This is a genomic window from Pseudomonas wuhanensis, assembly GCF_030687395.1.
Taxonomy (GTDB): Bacteria; Pseudomonadota; Gammaproteobacteria; order Pseudomonadales; family Pseudomonadaceae; genus Aquipseudomonas; species Aquipseudomonas wuhanensis.
This window is the reverse complement of the sequence record NZ_CP117430.1, coordinates 141,854-157,500: the sequence shown is the minus strand read 5'-3', so window position 1 is coordinate 157,500 and position 15,647 is coordinate 141,854. Positions and strand designations below refer to the sequence as shown.

18 protein-coding genes are annotated in these 15,647 nt (G+C 55.6%); 4 read left to right on the top strand and 14 right to left on the bottom strand.

All coding sequences use genetic code 11. The annotated features are described in order from the left end of the window. Positions 1 to 17: 17 nt before the first annotated feature. The 14 genes from PSH88_RS00705 to tssA all read right to left on the bottom strand — a co-directional run bounded on the left by PSH88_RS00705 (position 18) and on the right by tssA (position 8,787). Complete coding sequence (locus PSH88_RS00705) at positions 18 to 470, bottom strand: hypothetical protein (RefSeq protein WP_305424496.1); 453 nt, start codon at positions 468 to 470, stop codon at positions 18 to 20. Between the two features lie 62 nt (positions 471 to 532). Further along, the gene (locus tag PSH88_RS00700) at positions 533 to 916 is read right to left on the bottom strand and encodes a hypothetical protein (RefSeq protein WP_305424495.1); all 384 of its coding nucleotides are present in this window, start codon (positions 914 to 916) and stop codon (positions 533 to 535) included. 46 nt (positions 917 to 962) lie between these two features. After that, positions 963 to 1,715, bottom strand: coding sequence for a hypothetical protein (locus PSH88_RS00695; protein WP_305424493.1), 753 nt, complete (start codon positions 1,713 to 1,715; stop codon positions 963 to 965). 22 nt (positions 1,716 to 1,737) lie between these two features. Then, positions 1,738 to 2,139, bottom strand: a complete 402-nt coding sequence (locus PSH88_RS00690; RefSeq protein WP_305424492.1) for a hypothetical protein — start codon at positions 2,137 to 2,139, stop codon at positions 1,738 to 1,740. After that, positions 2,136 to 2,561 carry a hypothetical protein gene (locus PSH88_RS00685; protein WP_305424491.1) on the bottom strand — a complete coding sequence of 142 codons (426 nt, stop codon included), beginning with the start codon at positions 2,559 to 2,561 and terminating at the stop codon, positions 2,136 to 2,138. The genes PSH88_RS00690 and PSH88_RS00685 overlap by 4 nt, the downstream gene beginning before the upstream one ends. Beyond that, positions 2,558 to 2,758: a hypothetical protein gene (locus PSH88_RS00680; RefSeq protein ID WP_305424490.1), complete on the bottom strand. Its 201-nt coding sequence runs from the start codon at positions 2,756 to 2,758 to the stop codon at positions 2,558 to 2,560. The genes PSH88_RS00685 and PSH88_RS00680 overlap by 4 nt, the downstream gene beginning before the upstream one ends. 56 nt (positions 2,759 to 2,814) lie before the next feature. Further along, positions 2,815 to 3,030, bottom strand: a complete 216-nt coding sequence (locus tag PSH88_RS00675; RefSeq protein ID WP_305424489.1) for a hypothetical protein — start codon at positions 3,028 to 3,030, stop codon at positions 2,815 to 2,817. Between the two features lie 161 nt (positions 3,031 to 3,191). Continuing rightward, positions 3,192 to 3,497, bottom strand: a complete 306-nt coding sequence (locus PSH88_RS00670; RefSeq protein WP_305424488.1) for a hypothetical protein — start codon at positions 3,495 to 3,497, stop codon at positions 3,192 to 3,194. Beyond that, on the bottom strand, positions 3,497 to 4,249 hold the full coding sequence (locus tag PSH88_RS00665; RefSeq protein WP_305424487.1) for an alpha/beta hydrolase family protein: 753 nt from the start codon (positions 4,247 to 4,249) through the stop codon (positions 3,497 to 3,499). Before PSH88_RS00665 ends, PSH88_RS00670 begins: the two co-directional genes overlap by 1 nt. Positions 4,250 to 4,253: 4 nt before the next feature. Beyond that, positions 4,254 to 4,760: a PAAR domain-containing protein gene (locus tag PSH88_RS00660; protein WP_305424486.1), complete on the bottom strand. Its 507-nt coding sequence runs from the start codon at positions 4,758 to 4,760 to the stop codon at positions 4,254 to 4,256. 10 nt (positions 4,761 to 4,770) lie between these two features. Next, a complete protein-coding gene (tssE, locus tag PSH88_RS00655; protein ID WP_007894554.1) occupies positions 4,771 to 5,178 on the bottom strand; it encodes a type VI secretion system baseplate subunit TssE in 408 nt (135 codons plus the stop codon). A 12-nt stretch (positions 5,179 to 5,190) separates the two neighbouring features. Continuing rightward, the gene (gene tssC / locus PSH88_RS00650) at positions 5,191 to 6,666 is read right to left on the bottom strand and encodes a type VI secretion system contractile sheath large subunit (protein ID WP_008007668.1); all 1,476 of its coding nucleotides are present in this window, start codon (positions 6,664 to 6,666) and stop codon (positions 5,191 to 5,193) included. 28 nt (positions 6,667 to 6,694) lie between these two features. After that, the gene (gene tssB / locus PSH88_RS00645; protein WP_019580435.1) at positions 6,695 to 7,198 is read right to left on the bottom strand and encodes a type VI secretion system contractile sheath small subunit; all 504 of its coding nucleotides are present in this window, start codon (positions 7,196 to 7,198) and stop codon (positions 6,695 to 6,697) included. Between the two features lie 32 nt (positions 7,199 to 7,230). Beyond that, a complete protein-coding gene (tssA, locus tag PSH88_RS00640; RefSeq protein WP_305424485.1) occupies positions 7,231 to 8,787 on the bottom strand; it encodes a type VI secretion system protein TssA in 1,557 nt (518 codons plus the stop codon). A 728-nt stretch (positions 8,788 to 9,515) separates the two neighbouring features. Here tssA and PSH88_RS00635 point away from each other — a divergent pair. From PSH88_RS00635 to PSH88_RS00620, 4 genes are read left to right on the top strand one after another with little or no spacing between them, the layout of a single operon-like run. Beyond that, on the top strand, positions 9,516 to 11,543 hold the full coding sequence (locus PSH88_RS00635) for a type VI secretion system Vgr family protein (protein WP_305424483.1): 2,028 nt from the start codon (positions 9,516 to 9,518) through the stop codon (positions 11,541 to 11,543). Then, positions 11,540 to 12,376, top strand: a complete 837-nt coding sequence (locus tag PSH88_RS00630; protein WP_305424482.1) for a DUF4123 domain-containing protein — start codon at positions 11,540 to 11,542, stop codon at positions 12,374 to 12,376. Before PSH88_RS00635 ends, PSH88_RS00630 begins: the two co-directional genes overlap by 4 nt. Further along, a complete protein-coding gene (locus PSH88_RS00625) occupies positions 12,373 to 13,164 on the top strand; it encodes a hypothetical protein (RefSeq protein WP_305424481.1) in 792 nt (263 codons plus the stop codon). The genes PSH88_RS00630 and PSH88_RS00625 overlap by 4 nt, the downstream gene beginning before the upstream one ends. Beyond that, on the top strand, positions 13,161 to 15,497 hold the full coding sequence (locus tag PSH88_RS00620; RefSeq protein ID WP_305424480.1) for a lipase family protein: 2,337 nt from the start codon (positions 13,161 to 13,163) through the stop codon (positions 15,495 to 15,497). The genes PSH88_RS00625 and PSH88_RS00620 overlap by 4 nt, the downstream gene beginning before the upstream one ends. Positions 15,498 to 15,647 lie beyond the last annotated feature (150 nt).

The following is a 15,647-nucleotide window of genomic DNA, read 5'->3' as shown; positions in this document are numbered from 1 at the left end:
CCTGGTAGTGGATCTCATCAAAAAAATATCCTGTAGAGCACGACCGTCACGCCGGCACAGAAATAACCGACGATCAGGAGATACGGCACGATCAGGATCCAGCCGTAGGCCATGTAAGAGTCACTGAGCTGCCCGGCGACCAGACTGAACAAGCCATAAAGCATCCATGGCACGGCGTAGAACGGAATGAACTTCAACGGCGCCAACCAGACCATCCGCAACGCTTGTTGCTCGTTTCGGCTCTTGGCAGATCGAGAAGTCCACAGCGAAAACATCAACAACCCGGGGATGCCCCACCACAACAGGTACACCCAATGGGTCTCGGATGAATCGAACGTGGAGTACTCGCCAATCCACAGGCCATAGGAAAAAATCGCCAGCACCGCCAGCAATGGCCACCACAAGGCAGCCATGAAGAAACCAAGCTGCGCGCGGCTAAGCGTGGGCATCTCGTCCGCTGCGTCGATCATTGGCAAGCCCCTATCCTCAGCTTGGCGACCCGGTAACACCGTTGTCTGGCAAGAGCGAAATTTCACTGGCTCTGCCCTCCCTTGCTCGCAGTGATCGGCACGTACGAGTCGATGAAGAGGTACTCGCTGTCGGCCCCGCTTACACGATTCATCGTGAGCGGCTTGCCGTCGGGAATGCTGAAACGAGTCCAGCCTTCTGTCACCAGACTGCCGCCCTCCGCGCGCACCTGGACGAAATAGTCCGGCGGCGTGGATTGGCTGATCTCGATGAAGTAGCCACCGTCCTGCGCGCCGCGCCATACCGCATCGGGATGCTCGGGCAATACCGGCTTCGCGTTGCCCCGGCTCGAGCCGATCCAGAACGTCGCGACCACGATGATGGACAATGCACCGATCAGGCTCAGCAGGTGATTGAGCCATTTCCATACGCGAATCCATGGCGTCATTGCGCGCACCATGTTCGGGTTTTGCGCATGCGAGTTCTTCTGGCGATCAGGCGCATTCCGGCACCCACCAGTATTCATAACCATGCGTGCCGGGATAGAGCACTGTCGAGCCGCTGAACTCAGGGGGAACACCGAAAATTTCAGTCACCCGAAAATTCCATTCGGACGATTCGAGCAGCGCGCCTTCCGTGGTGTACACCCGAAAAAAGTACTCACTACTGAACAACCCGAACACTTGTCCGATCAATTCAAGCTTGTGATAGCCGGGCGCGTATGTGACGAGATAGCACTTGCCCGAATCGTTCGAGTGTCGAGTCACGGCCTCTGCCGTTACACCACCGAAAATCTTCATCCCAAGCAAAACGGTACATATGCACACACCGATCAGCGCCGTGATCTGCAGCAGACGCGGTGTTGCCTGGCGGTCGTGAGTCGCCAGCGGCTGCACTTGCGCAAGCCTGCGCCAGCGGCTGTAGGCATTGTCGATGGCGTTGCTCAGCAGGATGGCGCCAACCGTCAAGCCACCCGTGAGTGCGCAGTACGCCAAACCCCGGATGGGATACTGCGGCAGCAGGTAAAACAAAATCGCCAGCATCATGAAAATCACCAGGCCAAACTGGATGGCCTGGCGCTGGATGAAGACCAGAATCAAATTCAGGGAAACGAAAAAGTAGAAAATCAGGTACATCGCCATGCCGATGGCGACACCGCGCGAGGTCAGCCCACCGACCAGTTGTTTGTAGGCGGGCACGGCATAGCCATTCATGACGATATAAACCACGCAGGCCAGCGCATGCACGGCCAGACCGATGACCCGACGGCTATTCATATACAACTCCGGCCATGGCTTTATCAGCGCTCAGAATCTGGCTTTGCTGAAGGTAAATAACTCCTTCGCCGGCGAAGAACATCACACTGTCGGCAGTCAACGGCTGGCTATTTTCATCTCCGAACTTCAGCCAACCCTGATCCCACAATGACCCATCATCATTGCGGATCTCCACGAAATAATAGGGTGGTTCTGATTTGCTGATTTCTACGAACTGGCCACCATCGGCACCACCGCGCCACTTCGCATTCGGGTACTCGCTCAGCACATGAGGCTGTGCTTTAGAGAAATCCATGTAGCAAACAATCACCCCGAGCGCCACGCAGGCGAGCGCACCCATCGCCATGAGGAAGCGCTGTAGCCAAATCATTTTGAGGCGACCCGAGCTGGTCATGCGACCACCTCCTGCGCAGGACTCGCAGGCAACGCCTGCCGCATCAGCGCGCGTTTTTCCCAACGCAGCTCAATGACCTGCGTGACTAGAATCGCCAACAACGTGACGCCACCTTGGGCCACGGTGTAGAAGAGCGCACGCAACGGGTTGTCGGGCACCATCATGAACAAAATCCAGGCAACCATCAGCGCGAGCAAACCGAGTTTGGCCCATAGGTTCGGGAAAACTGCGACCAGTGCGTTCACCCCGAAAAAAATATAAATGAACATGTAATGAGCAATGCCGATTCCCACGCCACGCGTTGTGAACCCGCCGTTGAACGCTTTATAGGCAACGACGACTGCATCGTTCAGGAACGCGTAAGCAACGCATCCAGCAGCGTGGAAAGCGAGGCACATGGCAAAGCGGACGTAGATGTTCATGCTGGACTCAAATTCGCATAGTAGGAACCGGTGAGCTCCATCACGACGACGGTCATTAACACTACGAACGTCAGTGCACGATGGAGCAGCGACTCTCGGAATCCACGACGAAGCCCGGTCAGAATCAGCACAAGACACAGCAATGCCAGAACGCCAAACAAATTGCTGTCGGCAACAACCGCCAAGTAGCCTTCCATTTCACCTATCCCGTGCATGTCGTTCAGTTTTCCAAGTGGGTTGCTTCGAGCCAAGCCTAAAACAACTCACTGAACACCCACTTATTAAAACTATAAAGAGCAACAACACCTACAGCGGCGGCGACCAAGGGATGAAATCCATCTTGTAAGCGTTGCCCTCTAAAAATAACTGCCACTGCCTTTGCAAAATAATAAAAAACAAATGCCATCATCGGAATATAAAGCGCAGCACAAAAAACAAATAAACTGCTGTAAACATCAATACCACTCACTGACCATTTAGTCTTGGGGTCAGTGAGTGACATCAGCAGAAAAAACGCAGACATAGAAAAATAAAAACAACTCACCATTTTAGAAATTTTCGGACCCGCCCCACTTTTCGAACATAGCAGCCCAAACACAATTTTCGGAGCTGGCCTTACTTCACAACTAATCACGACATCGGCCCATTCGAAAAAAACTTTGGAAGTACAAATAGCACCAACAAGCTGATGACCCAAAGTACAATCAAATAGTAGTTACCAGGCATTCTGCAGGTTACCCACCCTTTAACCACCCCATAACCAATAGCGAACTGCAACAGCAAGAACGAGATAATCCCCAACGGAACGGAAAGCAAATAGCTATAAGGCTCAGCAAATCCAAACCGGACAACCGCATAAATTTCGAACATTGCAAACGGTGCGACCAAAGCAATTGCGATGATGATCATTGCTCTGACTTTTTTTGCGCTACTCATCAACGCAAGCCCTCGGCATAAAGGAATTGGGCCAAGTCAAGCCGACGCTGTTCACCAGATGGTCCATCAATACCGTAGTAGAAATGCCCCACACCTTCCTTACGCTCACTGGACTCTGTCATCTGCGAACCGAGCAAGGGGGCGTGTTCAGCCAGGTCGAATAATGACATGCCCGCATGGATCGGGTCGCCATGCTCCTTCAGATCGAGAACAACAACATGCTTAATAAGCGATTGCTGTTTAACCTCTCTCAACATTTCTTCAGAAATGGGAGAACCAATCAAAACTAAATAATCAACTGCCTGCCCCTTATCAGCGTAGTAAAGAGCTGACTGTGCGGCCACCAGCGACCCGAAAGAATAACCAATAAGATTAAACTGCCCTCCGACTGAAACGGAACGACTCACTCCTAGCGCATTCAAACTCCAGTCTGCTTCAACACTGTATGGCCCGGTGTCAGACATACCATTAATTGTCTTAAGCCTATAACGGTGCTTGTTGACCCCAGCGACCGCATCGACGTATTGGCCTTCAGTATTTCGCCCTACTACTGCACCACTAATACCGACCATACGTAGAGACTTAACCTGATCATCAATATATCCGCCGGTCATGCCAGCGCCGCCGAGATAAACAGTCAGACCTTCTTCCACCACGATATTTTTCGGTGCCCTGTCCGCAGTAGCAGTGCTGCTGGTCGAGGCAATCTTTTTAAATATGCCTGTTGGTGTTTCCAATACGTCAGTCGTCATTGCATCAATCCTCTGATGCAACGTAGATATCGACTTTTTCCGCACTATTGTGCCGCGCCACTCGATGAGTCAGACCTGTATCACTGGTAACACCTTCTTCTTGTAGGCCATTTTCTCGGATCAACAGATATCGACGGTTTGCCATAGGAGTTCCGCTCTTATCAGTCAAGACAAACTGCTCATCAAACCCAGGAATAATCACAGGCAACGGCGCCACAAACGGCGCCGGCGAATGCGAATTCCCGATAATCACCGTCCCGGACCCAGCCGTAACCTTGTTGCCATGAGTCCCGACGGAATCCACCGTGGCGGCCGGTTTTCCGTTAATCAAAACCGTCGTCGCCAACCCGCCCGACATCGCACCACCACACGCCGAGGCATCGCCTTGGCGGGCGGCCGCGAGGCCGTCGAAGAACACATCGCCGGAACCGGCGGCGATCGGGTTGGTGCCGTGGCCGGGGAGCGGGCAAGCGGTGGGGTCGGATACGCGTGCTGCGGGTTTGCCGGACATCGGAGTCTCCTTAATTGACCTTTACTTGACCGCTGCCATCCAGGCGCGCGGCGAAACTGACCTGACGCTTGAAACCATCAACTTCCAGCAAGCCTTCAATGCTGAAGGACAGGCGAAGCTGATCGTTGTCACGCGGCAGGGAAATGACACGCACATTGCTCAGGCGTGGCTCGTAGGCTTCGATGAAATTTTCGATGGCCAGACGGGCCTGACTCAGGGAGTCGTGCAGGCTCAGGCGCATGTCATTGAGATCGGGTAGCCCGTAATCGGACAGCGTTTGCACGCTGCCCGCACGGGTGCTGAGCATCTTGGCCAGATGGGCAGCCACCGACGCCATGGCGGAAACCTCGCGGCTCCAGCCGACGCGTTTGTCCGCGTCGCCACCCAGGCGTTCGAAAAGGCTGCCGTATCCAGTCATGAGTCGCTCCGCTTACTCTTTGTCCAGCTTGCCAACCAGCGACAGGGTGAAATCGGCACCCATGTACTTGAAGTGCGGGCGCACGTTCAGGCTGACGCGGTACCAGCCCGGCTCGCCTTCAACATCGCTGACGATGATTTGGGCAGCGCGCAGCGGACGACGGCCACGAACTTCGGCGCTCGGGTTTTCCTGGTCGGCCACGTACTGGCGGATCCACTTGTTGAGTTCCAGCTCGAGGTCGGTGCGTTCTTTCCACGAACCGAGTTGCTCGCGCTGCAGCACTTTCAAGTAGTGAGCCAGGCGGTTGACGATCATCATGTACGGCAGTTGGGTGCCGAGCTTGTAGTTCAGCTCCGCTGCCTTGCCTTCAGCGCTGATGCCGAAGAACTTCGGCTTCTGCACCGAGCTTGCGGAGAAGAACGCCGCGTTGTCGGAGCCTTTACGCATGGTCAGGGAGATGAAACCTTCCTCGGCCAGTTCGTATTCACGACGGTCGCTAACCAATACCTCGGTAGGAATCTTGGTTTCGATTTCGCCCATGCTTTCGAAGTGGTGCAACGGCAGGTCTTCAACCGCGCCACCGCTCTGCGGGCCGATGATGTTCGGGCACCAGCGGAATTTGGCGAAGCTGTCGGTCAGCTTGGTGCCGAACGCGTAGGCGGTGTTGCCCCACAGGTAGTGCTCGTGGCTGTTGGCGACGGTTTCTTTGTACACGAACGATTTGACCGGGTTTTCTTCCGGGTCGTACGGGTTACGCAGCAGGAAACGCGGCACGGTCAGGCCAACGTAACGGGAGTCTTCCGACTGACGGAAGCTCTGCCATTTGGCGAATTGCGGGCCTTCGAAGTGATCTTTCAGATCTTTCAGGTCCGGCAGACCGGTGAAGCTTTCCAGGCCGAAGAATTTCGGGCCGGCAGCCGCGATGAACGGCGCGTGCGACATGCAGGCAACGCTGGACACGTACTGCATCAGTTTCACGTCCGGCGAGCTTGGGGACATGAAGTAGTTGGCGATGATTGCGCCTACAGGCTGACCACCGAACTGACCGTATTCAGCGGTGTAGATGTGCTTGTACAGGCCCGATTGCATCACTTCTGGCGAATCTTCGAAATCGTCCAGCAGGTCGTCCTTGGAGACGTTGAGGATTTCGATCTTGATGTTTTCGCGGAAGTTGGTGCGGTCGACCAGCAACTGCAGGCCACGCCACGACGATTCCAGGGACTGGAAGTCCGGGTGGTGCAGGATTTCGTCCATCTGACGGCTGAGCTTGGCATCGATCTCGGCGATCATGCGGTCGACCATGGCCTTCTTGACCGGCTCACCGTTGTTCTGCGGCTTGAGCAGCTCTTCGATGAACGCCGACACACCGCGTTTGGCGATGTCGTAGGCTTCGTCGTCCGGGGTCAGGCGGGTTTCGGCGATGATGCTGTCGAGAATGCTGTATTCGCCGTTCTCGTTGCTCTTTTGCTGTGCTGCGCTAGTGCTCATTGTGTTGGCTTCCTTGGCTGATAGGGGCTCAGGCGTCCGGGGCGGCGGCGTTCAGGCCCAGCTCACCCAGTACGCGACCGCGGGATTCGTCGTCGGCGAGCACGCCTTCGATGGCTTTGCGGAACGCAGGCGCGTTACCCAGCGGGCCTTTGAGGGCCACCAGCGCGTCGCGCAGTTCCATCAGTTTTTTCAGCTCAGGCACTTGCTCGACCAGCGAGGCCGGGTTGAAGTCTTTCATCGAGTTGACGCGCAGTTGCACGGCCAACTCGTCGGCTTCGCCATCTTCCTGCAGACGGTTCGGCACGCTCAGGGTCAGGCTCAGCTCTTGCTTGGCCAGCACTTCGTCGAAGGTCATCTTGTCGATGCTGATCGGCTTGCGATCTTCGACTTTGCGTTCGTCCTTGCGGTGGGTGTAGTCACCGATTGCCAGTAGTTTCAGCGGCAGTTCAATCTCTTCCTGAGCACCGCCGGTGGCGGGTTTGAAGGTGACGTTGATGCGTTCCTTGGGGGCTACCGAGCCTTCTTTGGCCATGGCTTTTCTCCTTGCGGTTGTGGCCCGGGGGCCTATTCGAGTACCACTTCAAGATCGAGGTGGCACAGCCTGCGATAAATCTCTTCCTTGCGTTCACGCACTGCATGGTTCTGCGGTAACAACTCGCAGCAGCTATGCAGCAAATGCAGCACTTCCAGCGCAAGATCGGGCTCCCAGGCGTGCAGGCCTGAGTCCTGTAATGTTTGGTCGAGGGTTTCGAGTTGGGTCTTGGCCAGTTCGTATTTCTTGGCCATGAAACACAGCCGCGCGAGGGCGAACTGCCAGAAAAATCGGACCCGCCCGCCGTGGGCACTTTGCAAGCCCTGCTTGAGAATCTGCACGGCGGCCTTGAGGCCGTCCTTGCGCAGAATCGGCAAGACTTCTTCCAGGGCCAGTTCCCAGGCCGGCTGGGTATCGGCGACTTCGACCTTGCGCGGCGCACTGGCGCTTTGCAGGTGCGGCATGACGTTGGCGCTGATCCAGGCGCGGGTGGCCGGATCGGCGAACGGCGCGCCGTCATGGAAACGCAATTCGATGATGCCGGGCAGGCGCTGAACCAAAAGCGCGAAGTGGATTTCCACTTCGCGCATCGCCATCTCGGCGTTCAGCCCCTGAAGGCATTCCCAGACCATTCGCTGGCCATCGAACCAGAACGGCGCTTTCGCCAGGCTCGCCTCCAGCTCTACCAGCAGATCTGCGTATTTCCCTTGATCGTAGCGGTCCTGATAGGCCTTGAGTTTGTCCGCCGGCACGCCACGCAGAACGGTGATTTGCTCGGCGTTACGCTCAGGCACCGCATCGATGGGCAACCACAACAACGTGCGATTGAGGCGCAGGGCGCGCAAGTCGGTGGCTTTCTGTTTGAGCCACCAGGCACACAACGGACGGGCGTTCTCCTGCTGGGCGCGCAGGGCCTTGTGGGCTTCTTTCTCGTTATCGATCGGCGCGCCGGGAGTGAACAGCTGGGTCGCGGCCTGCTTGACCTGGGCCACCGCGGCGCCCACCACACCGGGCTCCGGCTGATTGTCGGCGGCGCGCTGGACCATGTTTTTCAAGCGACGGGAGATCGGCAGCAGCAACGGCGCGTCATCGTCCAGGTGCTCGGTGCACGCGGCGTCGAGACCTTCCAGATGCTCGACCAGACGGCGGAACAGCGGTAGCTGCTCTTTGATCGCGACGTTTTCGTTCAGCACCTGCTCAAGACGCGGCACCAGCCAACTGATGGCAGCGGAGCGAGTGCGGGCCTTGTTCGGGTGGATTTCGGCCCAGTGATTTTCACAAAGGTGGTGCAACAAACCGAGGCCGGCCAGCAGCCCCTGGAAGGATTCACGCTGGTACAGCGCCCAGGTCAGCCACGCGCCAACACGCAAATCCTTGGATTGGGTGCGCAGCAGATTTTCACTGTTTTCGCGGATTTTCAGCCAGTCGATCTGACCGCTTTCGTGCATGGACGAGGCTTTACCCAGCTCGCTTTCCAACGCCTCATATTCGCTCGAAAAGCGAACATCCTCGCCCGCGAAATTCTCTTTTGAAACAGAGGCTTTTGCGAGTTCAAGGTAATGGGCGGAAAGTTTGCTTGAGTAGGACATCCGTGACCTTTAATTAGGATTACAGTCATGCGGCCATTGGAGTTGAAATGGCGCGGGACAGTATCAAAGAGCTGCGATGAGTCTCATCCAATTGAGTTCGCGCTCTTTCAAGGCGCGCATCCTAATCACAATGATGGCCATTAGCAAGCATCCGATAAAACAATAAAACTGCGTCTCCGTTGTTGCTGTAGGAGATCTCCCTATAGGGGACAAGGGATCCCCTGATGCCGGTTTTTACCTCTTCACCTTCGCCACATCACCCCCACAACCATTGAGCCAGAGCGGTTTATCAACCCCGCCAATGATCACAGGACATGCACGCCCTGAAACGGAACCCAGCATGACAAAAATAAAACATGAAAAATGTAGGAGCTTTCCGAAAAGTTACAGTCATCCATGGACGTAGCGATAATTGACAATAAGCAACAAGAAGCGCCATCAGAATGATGGCACTTCTTTATTTCACCCATTTTTCTACAAATACGTACTCAGTTCGTCTCAAACTTTTTACAAAAATATCGAAAGCCATTCACGCATTGCTGACGCAACATTCTGAAGTGCGGAAAACTCTGACGTACTTTCTGGACGCGTCCGACATTCATTCTTTTGCCCTCTTGTTAGCGTGCTGGACAGTTTGCGTTTGCTCACGCCGGGCATGGCTTTGGCAGCGCGATTTGTCTCCTCTTTCGGCTTAAGGACGAGCCACGGAAAAGCAAAAGGATAAGCGTATGTTCGCCCCGGCCAATGCTGCTCATTTCACGTTTTTGATCCCAACGCTTCGCAACGATTTCAAAGTGCTGGCCTTTGAAGGCACTGAAGCCATGAGCACCTTGTATTCGATCCGGATTGAGCTGGTTAGCGAATACGCTGATTTCGATCTGGAAAGCTTGCTCAGCCAGCCAGCGTTTCTCCAGTTCGGCCTCAATGGTGAAGGCATTCATGGCCGTATCGAAGATGTGCTCATAGGTGAAGCTGGTAGACGCCTGACCCGTTACTACCTGACTCTGGTGCCCGCGCTGCACTACTTGCAGTTCAGCCACAACCAACGGATTTTTCAGCACCTGACGGTGCCGCAAATCATCGCTCAGGTCTTCAAGGGGCATGGCATTCAGGCCGATGCTTTCACCTTCAACATCGCAACGAATCACGAGCGCGAGTACTGCACTCAATACGGGGAAAATGATTTCGAGTTCGTCCAGCGGCTGTGCGCCGAGGATGGCATCGCCTGGCACCACCAGCACTCCCGGGAAAGCCACCTGCTGGTGTTCACCGACGACCAGACCTGCTTCCCCAAGTTGGGCGAAACCCCTTATCAGCAAGACTCCGGCATGGTGGCGGAGCATTCGGTCGTCAGCCAGTTTTCCCTGCGTTTCAGCACCCGCCCCAGCACGACCACCCGCCGACACTACGACCTTAAACGCCCGAGTCTGTTGCTGGAAAGTTGCTTCACCGCCGAGTTCACTCCTGAGCTTGAAGACTATCGCTACCCGCTGTTATTCGAGAGCGAAAAACGCGGTAAACAGCTCGCTCGGCTGGCGCTGGAACGGCACCGTACCGATTACCAATTGGCCGAAGGCGAAAGCGACCAGTCGACCCTGCGCAGCGGTCATTTCTTCAGCCTGACGCAACACCCACGCGAAACGTACAACGATCTATGGCTGCTGCTCAGTGTCACTCACGCTGGAAAACAACCCCAGGTGCTTGAAGAGTCGATCACCAGCACTGCCGAACCTGAGGACGGTTTTACCCAGGGCTACCGCAACCGCTTCAGCGCGATTCCCTGGGACGTGTGTTATCGGCCAACGATGCCTCCCCGAAAACCTGTGCTGGTCTGCCAGATCGCGCGCGTCACAGGCCCCCCCGGAGAAGAAATTTATTGCGATGAGTACGGCAGGGTTCGCGTCGAGTTTCCTTGGGATCGGGCAGAGCTCAACAGCGAGAAAAGCAGTTGCTGGTTAAGGGTTGCATCCAGTTTGGCGGGCGAAGGTTTTGGGGCAGTGACCATCCCGCGCGTCGGCATGGAAGTGGTGGTGACATTTCAGGAGGGCGATCCGGATCAACCGTTGATCACCGGTTGCGTGGCCAACAAGGTCACTTCCGTCGCTCATCAATTGCCCGAGAACAAGACCAGAACTGTCCTGCGCAGCCAAAGCTCGCCGCGCAATGGCGGCTACAACGAACTGTCGATTGAAGACCGCGTCGGGCAGGAAAGAATCTACCTGCGCGCCCAACGCGACATCGAGCAACTGATCCTCAACGACAGCCACAGCCTGATCAGCAACGACCGCTTCGAGCAAGTGGACAACAACAGCACCAGCCTGATCAAGGGCGAGGAATTCCACACCACCCAAGGCGTGCGTAGCACGGTGATCGGCGCTGATGAGCTGATCACTATCAGCGGCAATAGCAGCACGACGTCCGCGGGGTCGCTGGTGATTCAGGCCGGGCAACAGGCGCATGTCACCGCCACTAACGTGGTGATCGACGCGGGCATGAGCCTGACGCTCAAGGCGGGTGGTCACCACATCGTTATCAATGCCGGCGGGATTTTCAGCAGCGTGCCCATTGTCGAGGGCGGAGCGCCACTGGCGGGTATTCAGCCGCTACAGGCGCTTCAGGCTGTACCCAGCAATTCGAATCCCGTCATCGCCAGCCCACTGTCTATCGTCGCCGGCGCCCGACAGTGGGCGGCGGATTACTGCCCGCTTTGTGAGGCTTGTCTCGCTGGCCAATGCAGCATTGGAGAAGTCGCATGAGTACGCTTGAACAATGGCTGTTCGATCAATCCCGGTCCGGACGGGAGCTCTATCTGATGCTCGACTCGGACGGTCATCTCGACGAGCGCAATGCGTTAACCAAGGAACTGGGAGCCGATCAATACCGCAATTTGTATGTGGGCACGGCAGCTAATTCAATGGCGCAAGCAGGCCCTGTTCTTATTCAACTCGGAACCGTCAACCATCCGGTCATCCAGTCGCTGCTCGCCACGCCCGAGCGTCATTGGGGCTGGATGGCCAGCGCCGCCCTCACGGACCTTGATACCTTAGTCACACATTGGCGCGACCGGTTGGTAGTAGGCGAGCGCCCGAATCTGGCGCTGTATCGCTTCCACGATAATCGCGTACTGGGACGCGCCCTGAGCCATCTGCAACCTGAGCAGCACGCCGATTATCTGGGGCCGATCGCCAGCGTCTGTTACTGGCACGCGGAGCAATGGACAGTCACGGACAACCCTGACCCCGGCGAACACCCGCTACCGCTCGAACCGGCGTGGCTGAAAACCCCGACGCCGGAGATTGTCTACGCGAACGTGCAGTTCGATAACACGCGCCGCTACCTGATCCGTGAGCACACCGAAGCCTTGGCTGCCCTTGCCACAGAGCGCGATGTGGATGACTGGTTGTGGGGCTTGATTCAATTGGCCCGTTTATGGGACTGGCAGCAACCGGAGCAGGTGCATTTTTTGCTGACTCAGTGCTTGAAGGCGCCGAGTTACCTGCCGCCCAAGACATGGCAACCGAAGCCGGAAGAGGACCCAGCGGCGCATTTTGAGCGGGTGCTTTATTGGCAGGGAAATGCGCCTGTATGAAGCGGATCTTTCAAAGCATGACCCTCGGCAGTTGCCTCTCCCTGACACTGGGTTGTTCCGCGCTCGGCAAGTCGGACAGCTTCACCTTTGTTCCCGATTTTCCGCCTGATTTCAAGTACGAGTTGAAGGCGATCTACCTGCCAGCCAAAGGGCAAACGTGCACCCTCGCGGGAGGGAGAAATGCTCAGTTGGGCTTCAACAAAATCGATATGAAATACGAAACTACTTCTGACATTGAACTGTACAGAACAGTTGAAGACTGCCTGGTGGCGTTGAATCGAGTGGAGATCAGAATCACGGGCATCTTCGGCCCGGAACTCAGTGATAGAAGCTCTGACTATGCCGTAATTGCCGTGCGCTCAGAGTTATTGGATCGGAATAAAGGCACGCTCAACGCTGCTGGCATAGGTGAGTTTTCAGGCGAGTGTCAGTGGTTTTTCCGCACAGTCGGCCCCAAGCGTTACCTCATAAAAATCCTCTACTGCAAAAAAACCGATGCGCAGGGAAACGTCGCGAAAAGTCGTCCCTTCACGGCTTATACCCTTGATCAGCTACCAGGGAAAATCGTGAAGCTAAAGATCACCTTGGCCCATGAGGAGGAGCCTTATATGGGTGACACATGGGTGAAGGTGCCTGACGGCTGGAAGCGCTGCATGGGCAAAGGTTTCGAAGACCAGCATGCGTTTTGTTACGGCAATCACAAGGATTTCAGCACCTTCAGGATGGTGGACGAACGGATCTGCACCATTTACCCAGGCTGCACGGAAAACAAGGAGGAAAACCCATGAGCGTCGAATCTTTGGCTGCGAGCGATATTCCATTTATGAAAGGCAACATCCACGCTTGCCCATTGCGTGGCCACTCGACAAGTTTTCAGCTAGTCGACGAGTTCGGTGATGGCAAGGCCTACTCCGGTTTGACTTACGAAGTTACCGACTACGAAGACACCGTTTACACCGGAAAACTCGACGCCACCGGCTCTGCCAAAGTGGAAAACCACTTCTGTGGCCCGGTGTTGCTCAAACTGAACGACGAATATCGAGGACTTAATGATGATTACAGCGAATTAGTTCGCAGGAAGCATTACCCACTCCCCATTACCGAACTACAAGTGCGCGCCGAAAAAACCCGCTTTTTCGACAAATCAGGCGTACGCACTCTGGCAAATCCAGCGAAGGACCTCGCTGATCCCGATGCCTATTACCAGGTCGAAGTGAGCGAACTGGTCAAGTACGTTGCGCATTTGCCGCCCTTGGCCTCGCGCAACGCCCCACCCAACACGATGTTACACACGCTGTTCCGCCAGCCCGCAAAGACCAGATCATTCACGCCTCAGAATAAAGATGCCACGGATGGGGGAATGGGCGCTGTCATCACTCCGGCGGACATTGGCATGTTCGAACTAGGGTTCGCCCCGCCGCCGCCCAAGTCAAAAGGCATTGCCTTATTACCAAACAAACATCATGTACTGGAAGTGCGGCCGATGAGGGCGCTACGGCCGATGTTGTCGACAGGCAACGAGTTTTGCGTACTCAACCTCTATCAACTGTCACTGATGTCGACGTTGAGTTACACCGACTTTGGTCAAGACCCGAATACCCAGCCCGTCGAAACGGATAGCGTGACATTTCCACTGCGGCCCAGCAGCGGCAACTGGTTCGGTCATGCCCTGCCGCAATTTGATGAGATATGGCAAGTCGATGCCGGCCAGACTGCAAAGTATTACCCAATGTACGAAGAGGTGCCTTACTCCAAACGTCTGGAACTGGTGCCGTTCGACCCGCAGTTGTACCCCGAGGTCAACGATCCGGAATTGGGCGATGCGCAGGAACACCCGGCGAACGTGAACTTCCTCGATGATCGCAACAAAGTAAACAAGACCGACACCCAAGCCTTCATCTGCCATCACGACGAGTTGATATTGGTAAGTGTGAGGGGAACAAGTGAGATATTAGCCGACGCCTGGCTTGATGCGGATGCCTACCAGGTGCCTTTCGAACAAGGGGATGGAAAGGTACACAACGGTTTCTATAGAGCTGCCAAAGTGGCCTACAGATTTGTCGTGGACTACATGGAAAAATTCTACAGCGGGCAAAAGCTGGTAATCACCGGGCACAGCCTGGGTGGTGCGGTGGCGCTGATACTGGCTGAGATGCTGCGACGTAATAAACGGTATCAACCGAACATCGTGCTTTACACCTATGGCGCCCCCCGCGCCGCCGACTCAACCTTTATCGAAGCTGCAAAACCGCTGAACCACCATCGCATCGTCTTCCACAACGACCCCGTACCGAGCGTTCCTTCCACCTGGATGAACACGCCGTCCAACCGCGTTCCGATGTATGCCACCCACGGGGCGGCACTTGCTCTCCACCCGGTCGGTGGTTTGGCGTTTTTTATAGGCGGGATCATTAATTTCCTGGGTGACCCGTATGGGCATCACGGCCAGTTACGTCATTTCATGCCGGTGGTATTCGGCGAAGGTCACAGCTCCTCCATCCTTTGGGAACCGGGTTGCAGCACGATCAACGATCATGGTTGCGCCGAAGCGCTGCGACAGATTGATGGCTTGCCCAAGCGCGACTCATTTCTGCGGCAGGTGATAGATAACGGCCATCACTCGATGGTCGATAGCTACATTCCCGGATGCTGGGCCAGCCTGCGCCGCTGGCAGGAAACGCTGGAAAAAAGACGCTCGCTGGTGACTTTGACTGAATTCCAATGGGTCAGCGACACCCTGACAAACGTCTCAGGACAACTAAGTGCACTCAAAGCGAAAATCGAAAAGCTCTCCCGTGCTTATGCCAATCCCCAGCGAGATGTCCAAGCGATAAGGGATCTAGAAAAAGAAGTCGAACAGATCAGCCAAACCAAGATCCGCTTGCTCGCGCTGCACAAGCGGACGATCACCGAGGCTGATGTTTATGGCAGCTACGCCGATCAACCCGAGTGGGTGCAGGACAGTCTGCTTCGGTGGAATGCTCATCTGGAAAATATCGCCCGGGAACAACTGGCGATGATGCCATCCCCCCCCGAAGACAATGAAGCGGCTATTGCAGCAATCACGGGAGGGCATGCGGTGGGTACGCCGTTCCATTTAGATATTGATTCGATTGTGTAGCCCTTGCCCGAATCAACAAAAGTGCCAACGTTGCCGCCACTTAAACACAAGCACTCTCAATGTTGAGTCGATGCGGCACGTCGCTTATGGCAGCGCGCTCACGCTTTGGGCGGCCACAGACAGGGAGTTCAACCAGATCATGACTACTCG

Excerpts from the sequence above, each read along its gene's own strand:
- PSH88_RS00705 (WP_305424496.1), bottom strand. The coding sequence starts at position 470 with ATGATCGACGCAGCGGACGAGATGCCCACGCTTAGCCGCGCGCAGCTT.
- PSH88_RS00700 (WP_305424495.1), bottom strand. The coding sequence starts at position 916 with ATGACGCCATGGATTCGCGTATGGAAATGGCTCAATCACCTGCTGAGC.
- PSH88_RS00690 (WP_305424492.1), bottom strand. The coding sequence starts at position 2,139 with ATGACCAGCTCGGGTCGCCTCAAAATGATTTGGCTACAGCGCTTCCTC.
- PSH88_RS00685 (WP_305424491.1), bottom strand. The coding sequence starts at position 2,561 with ATGAACATCTACGTCCGCTTTGCCATGTGCCTCGCTTTCCACGCTGCT.
- PSH88_RS00680 (WP_305424490.1), bottom strand. The coding sequence starts at position 2,758 with ATGGAAGGCTACTTGGCGGTTGTTGCCGACAGCAATTTGTTTGGCGTT.
- PSH88_RS00670 (WP_305424488.1), bottom strand. The coding sequence starts at position 3,497 with ATGAGTAGCGCAAAAAAAGTCAGAGCAATGATCATCATCGCAATTGCT.
- PSH88_RS00665 (WP_305424487.1), bottom strand. The coding sequence starts at position 4,249 with ATGACGACTGACGTATTGGAAACACCAACAGGCATATTTAAAAAGATT.
- PSH88_RS00660 (WP_305424486.1), bottom strand. The coding sequence starts at position 4,760 with ATGTCCGGCAAACCCGCAGCACGCGTATCCGACCCCACCGCTTGCCCG.
- tssE (WP_007894554.1), bottom strand. The coding sequence starts at position 5,178 with ATGACTGGATACGGCAGCCTTTTCGAACGCCTGGGTGGCGACGCGGAC.
- tssC (WP_008007668.1), bottom strand. The coding sequence starts at position 6,666 with ATGAGCACTAGCGCAGCACAGCAAAAGAGCAACGAGAACGGCGAATAC.
- tssB (WP_019580435.1), bottom strand. The coding sequence starts at position 7,198 with ATGGCCAAAGAAGGCTCGGTAGCCCCCAAGGAACGCATCAACGTCACC.
- tssA (WP_305424485.1), bottom strand. The coding sequence starts at position 8,787 with ATGTCCTACTCAAGCAAACTTTCCGCCCATTACCTTGAACTCGCAAAA.
- PSH88_RS00635 (WP_305424483.1), top strand. The coding sequence starts at position 9,516 with ATGTTCGCCCCGGCCAATGCTGCTCATTTCACGTTTTTGATCCCAACG.
- PSH88_RS00630 (WP_305424482.1), top strand. The coding sequence starts at position 11,540 with ATGAGTACGCTTGAACAATGGCTGTTCGATCAATCCCGGTCCGGACGG.
- PSH88_RS00625 (WP_305424481.1), top strand. The coding sequence starts at position 12,373 with ATGAAGCGGATCTTTCAAAGCATGACCCTCGGCAGTTGCCTCTCCCTG.
- PSH88_RS00620 (WP_305424480.1), top strand. The coding sequence starts at position 13,161 with ATGAGCGTCGAATCTTTGGCTGCGAGCGATATTCCATTTATGAAAGGC.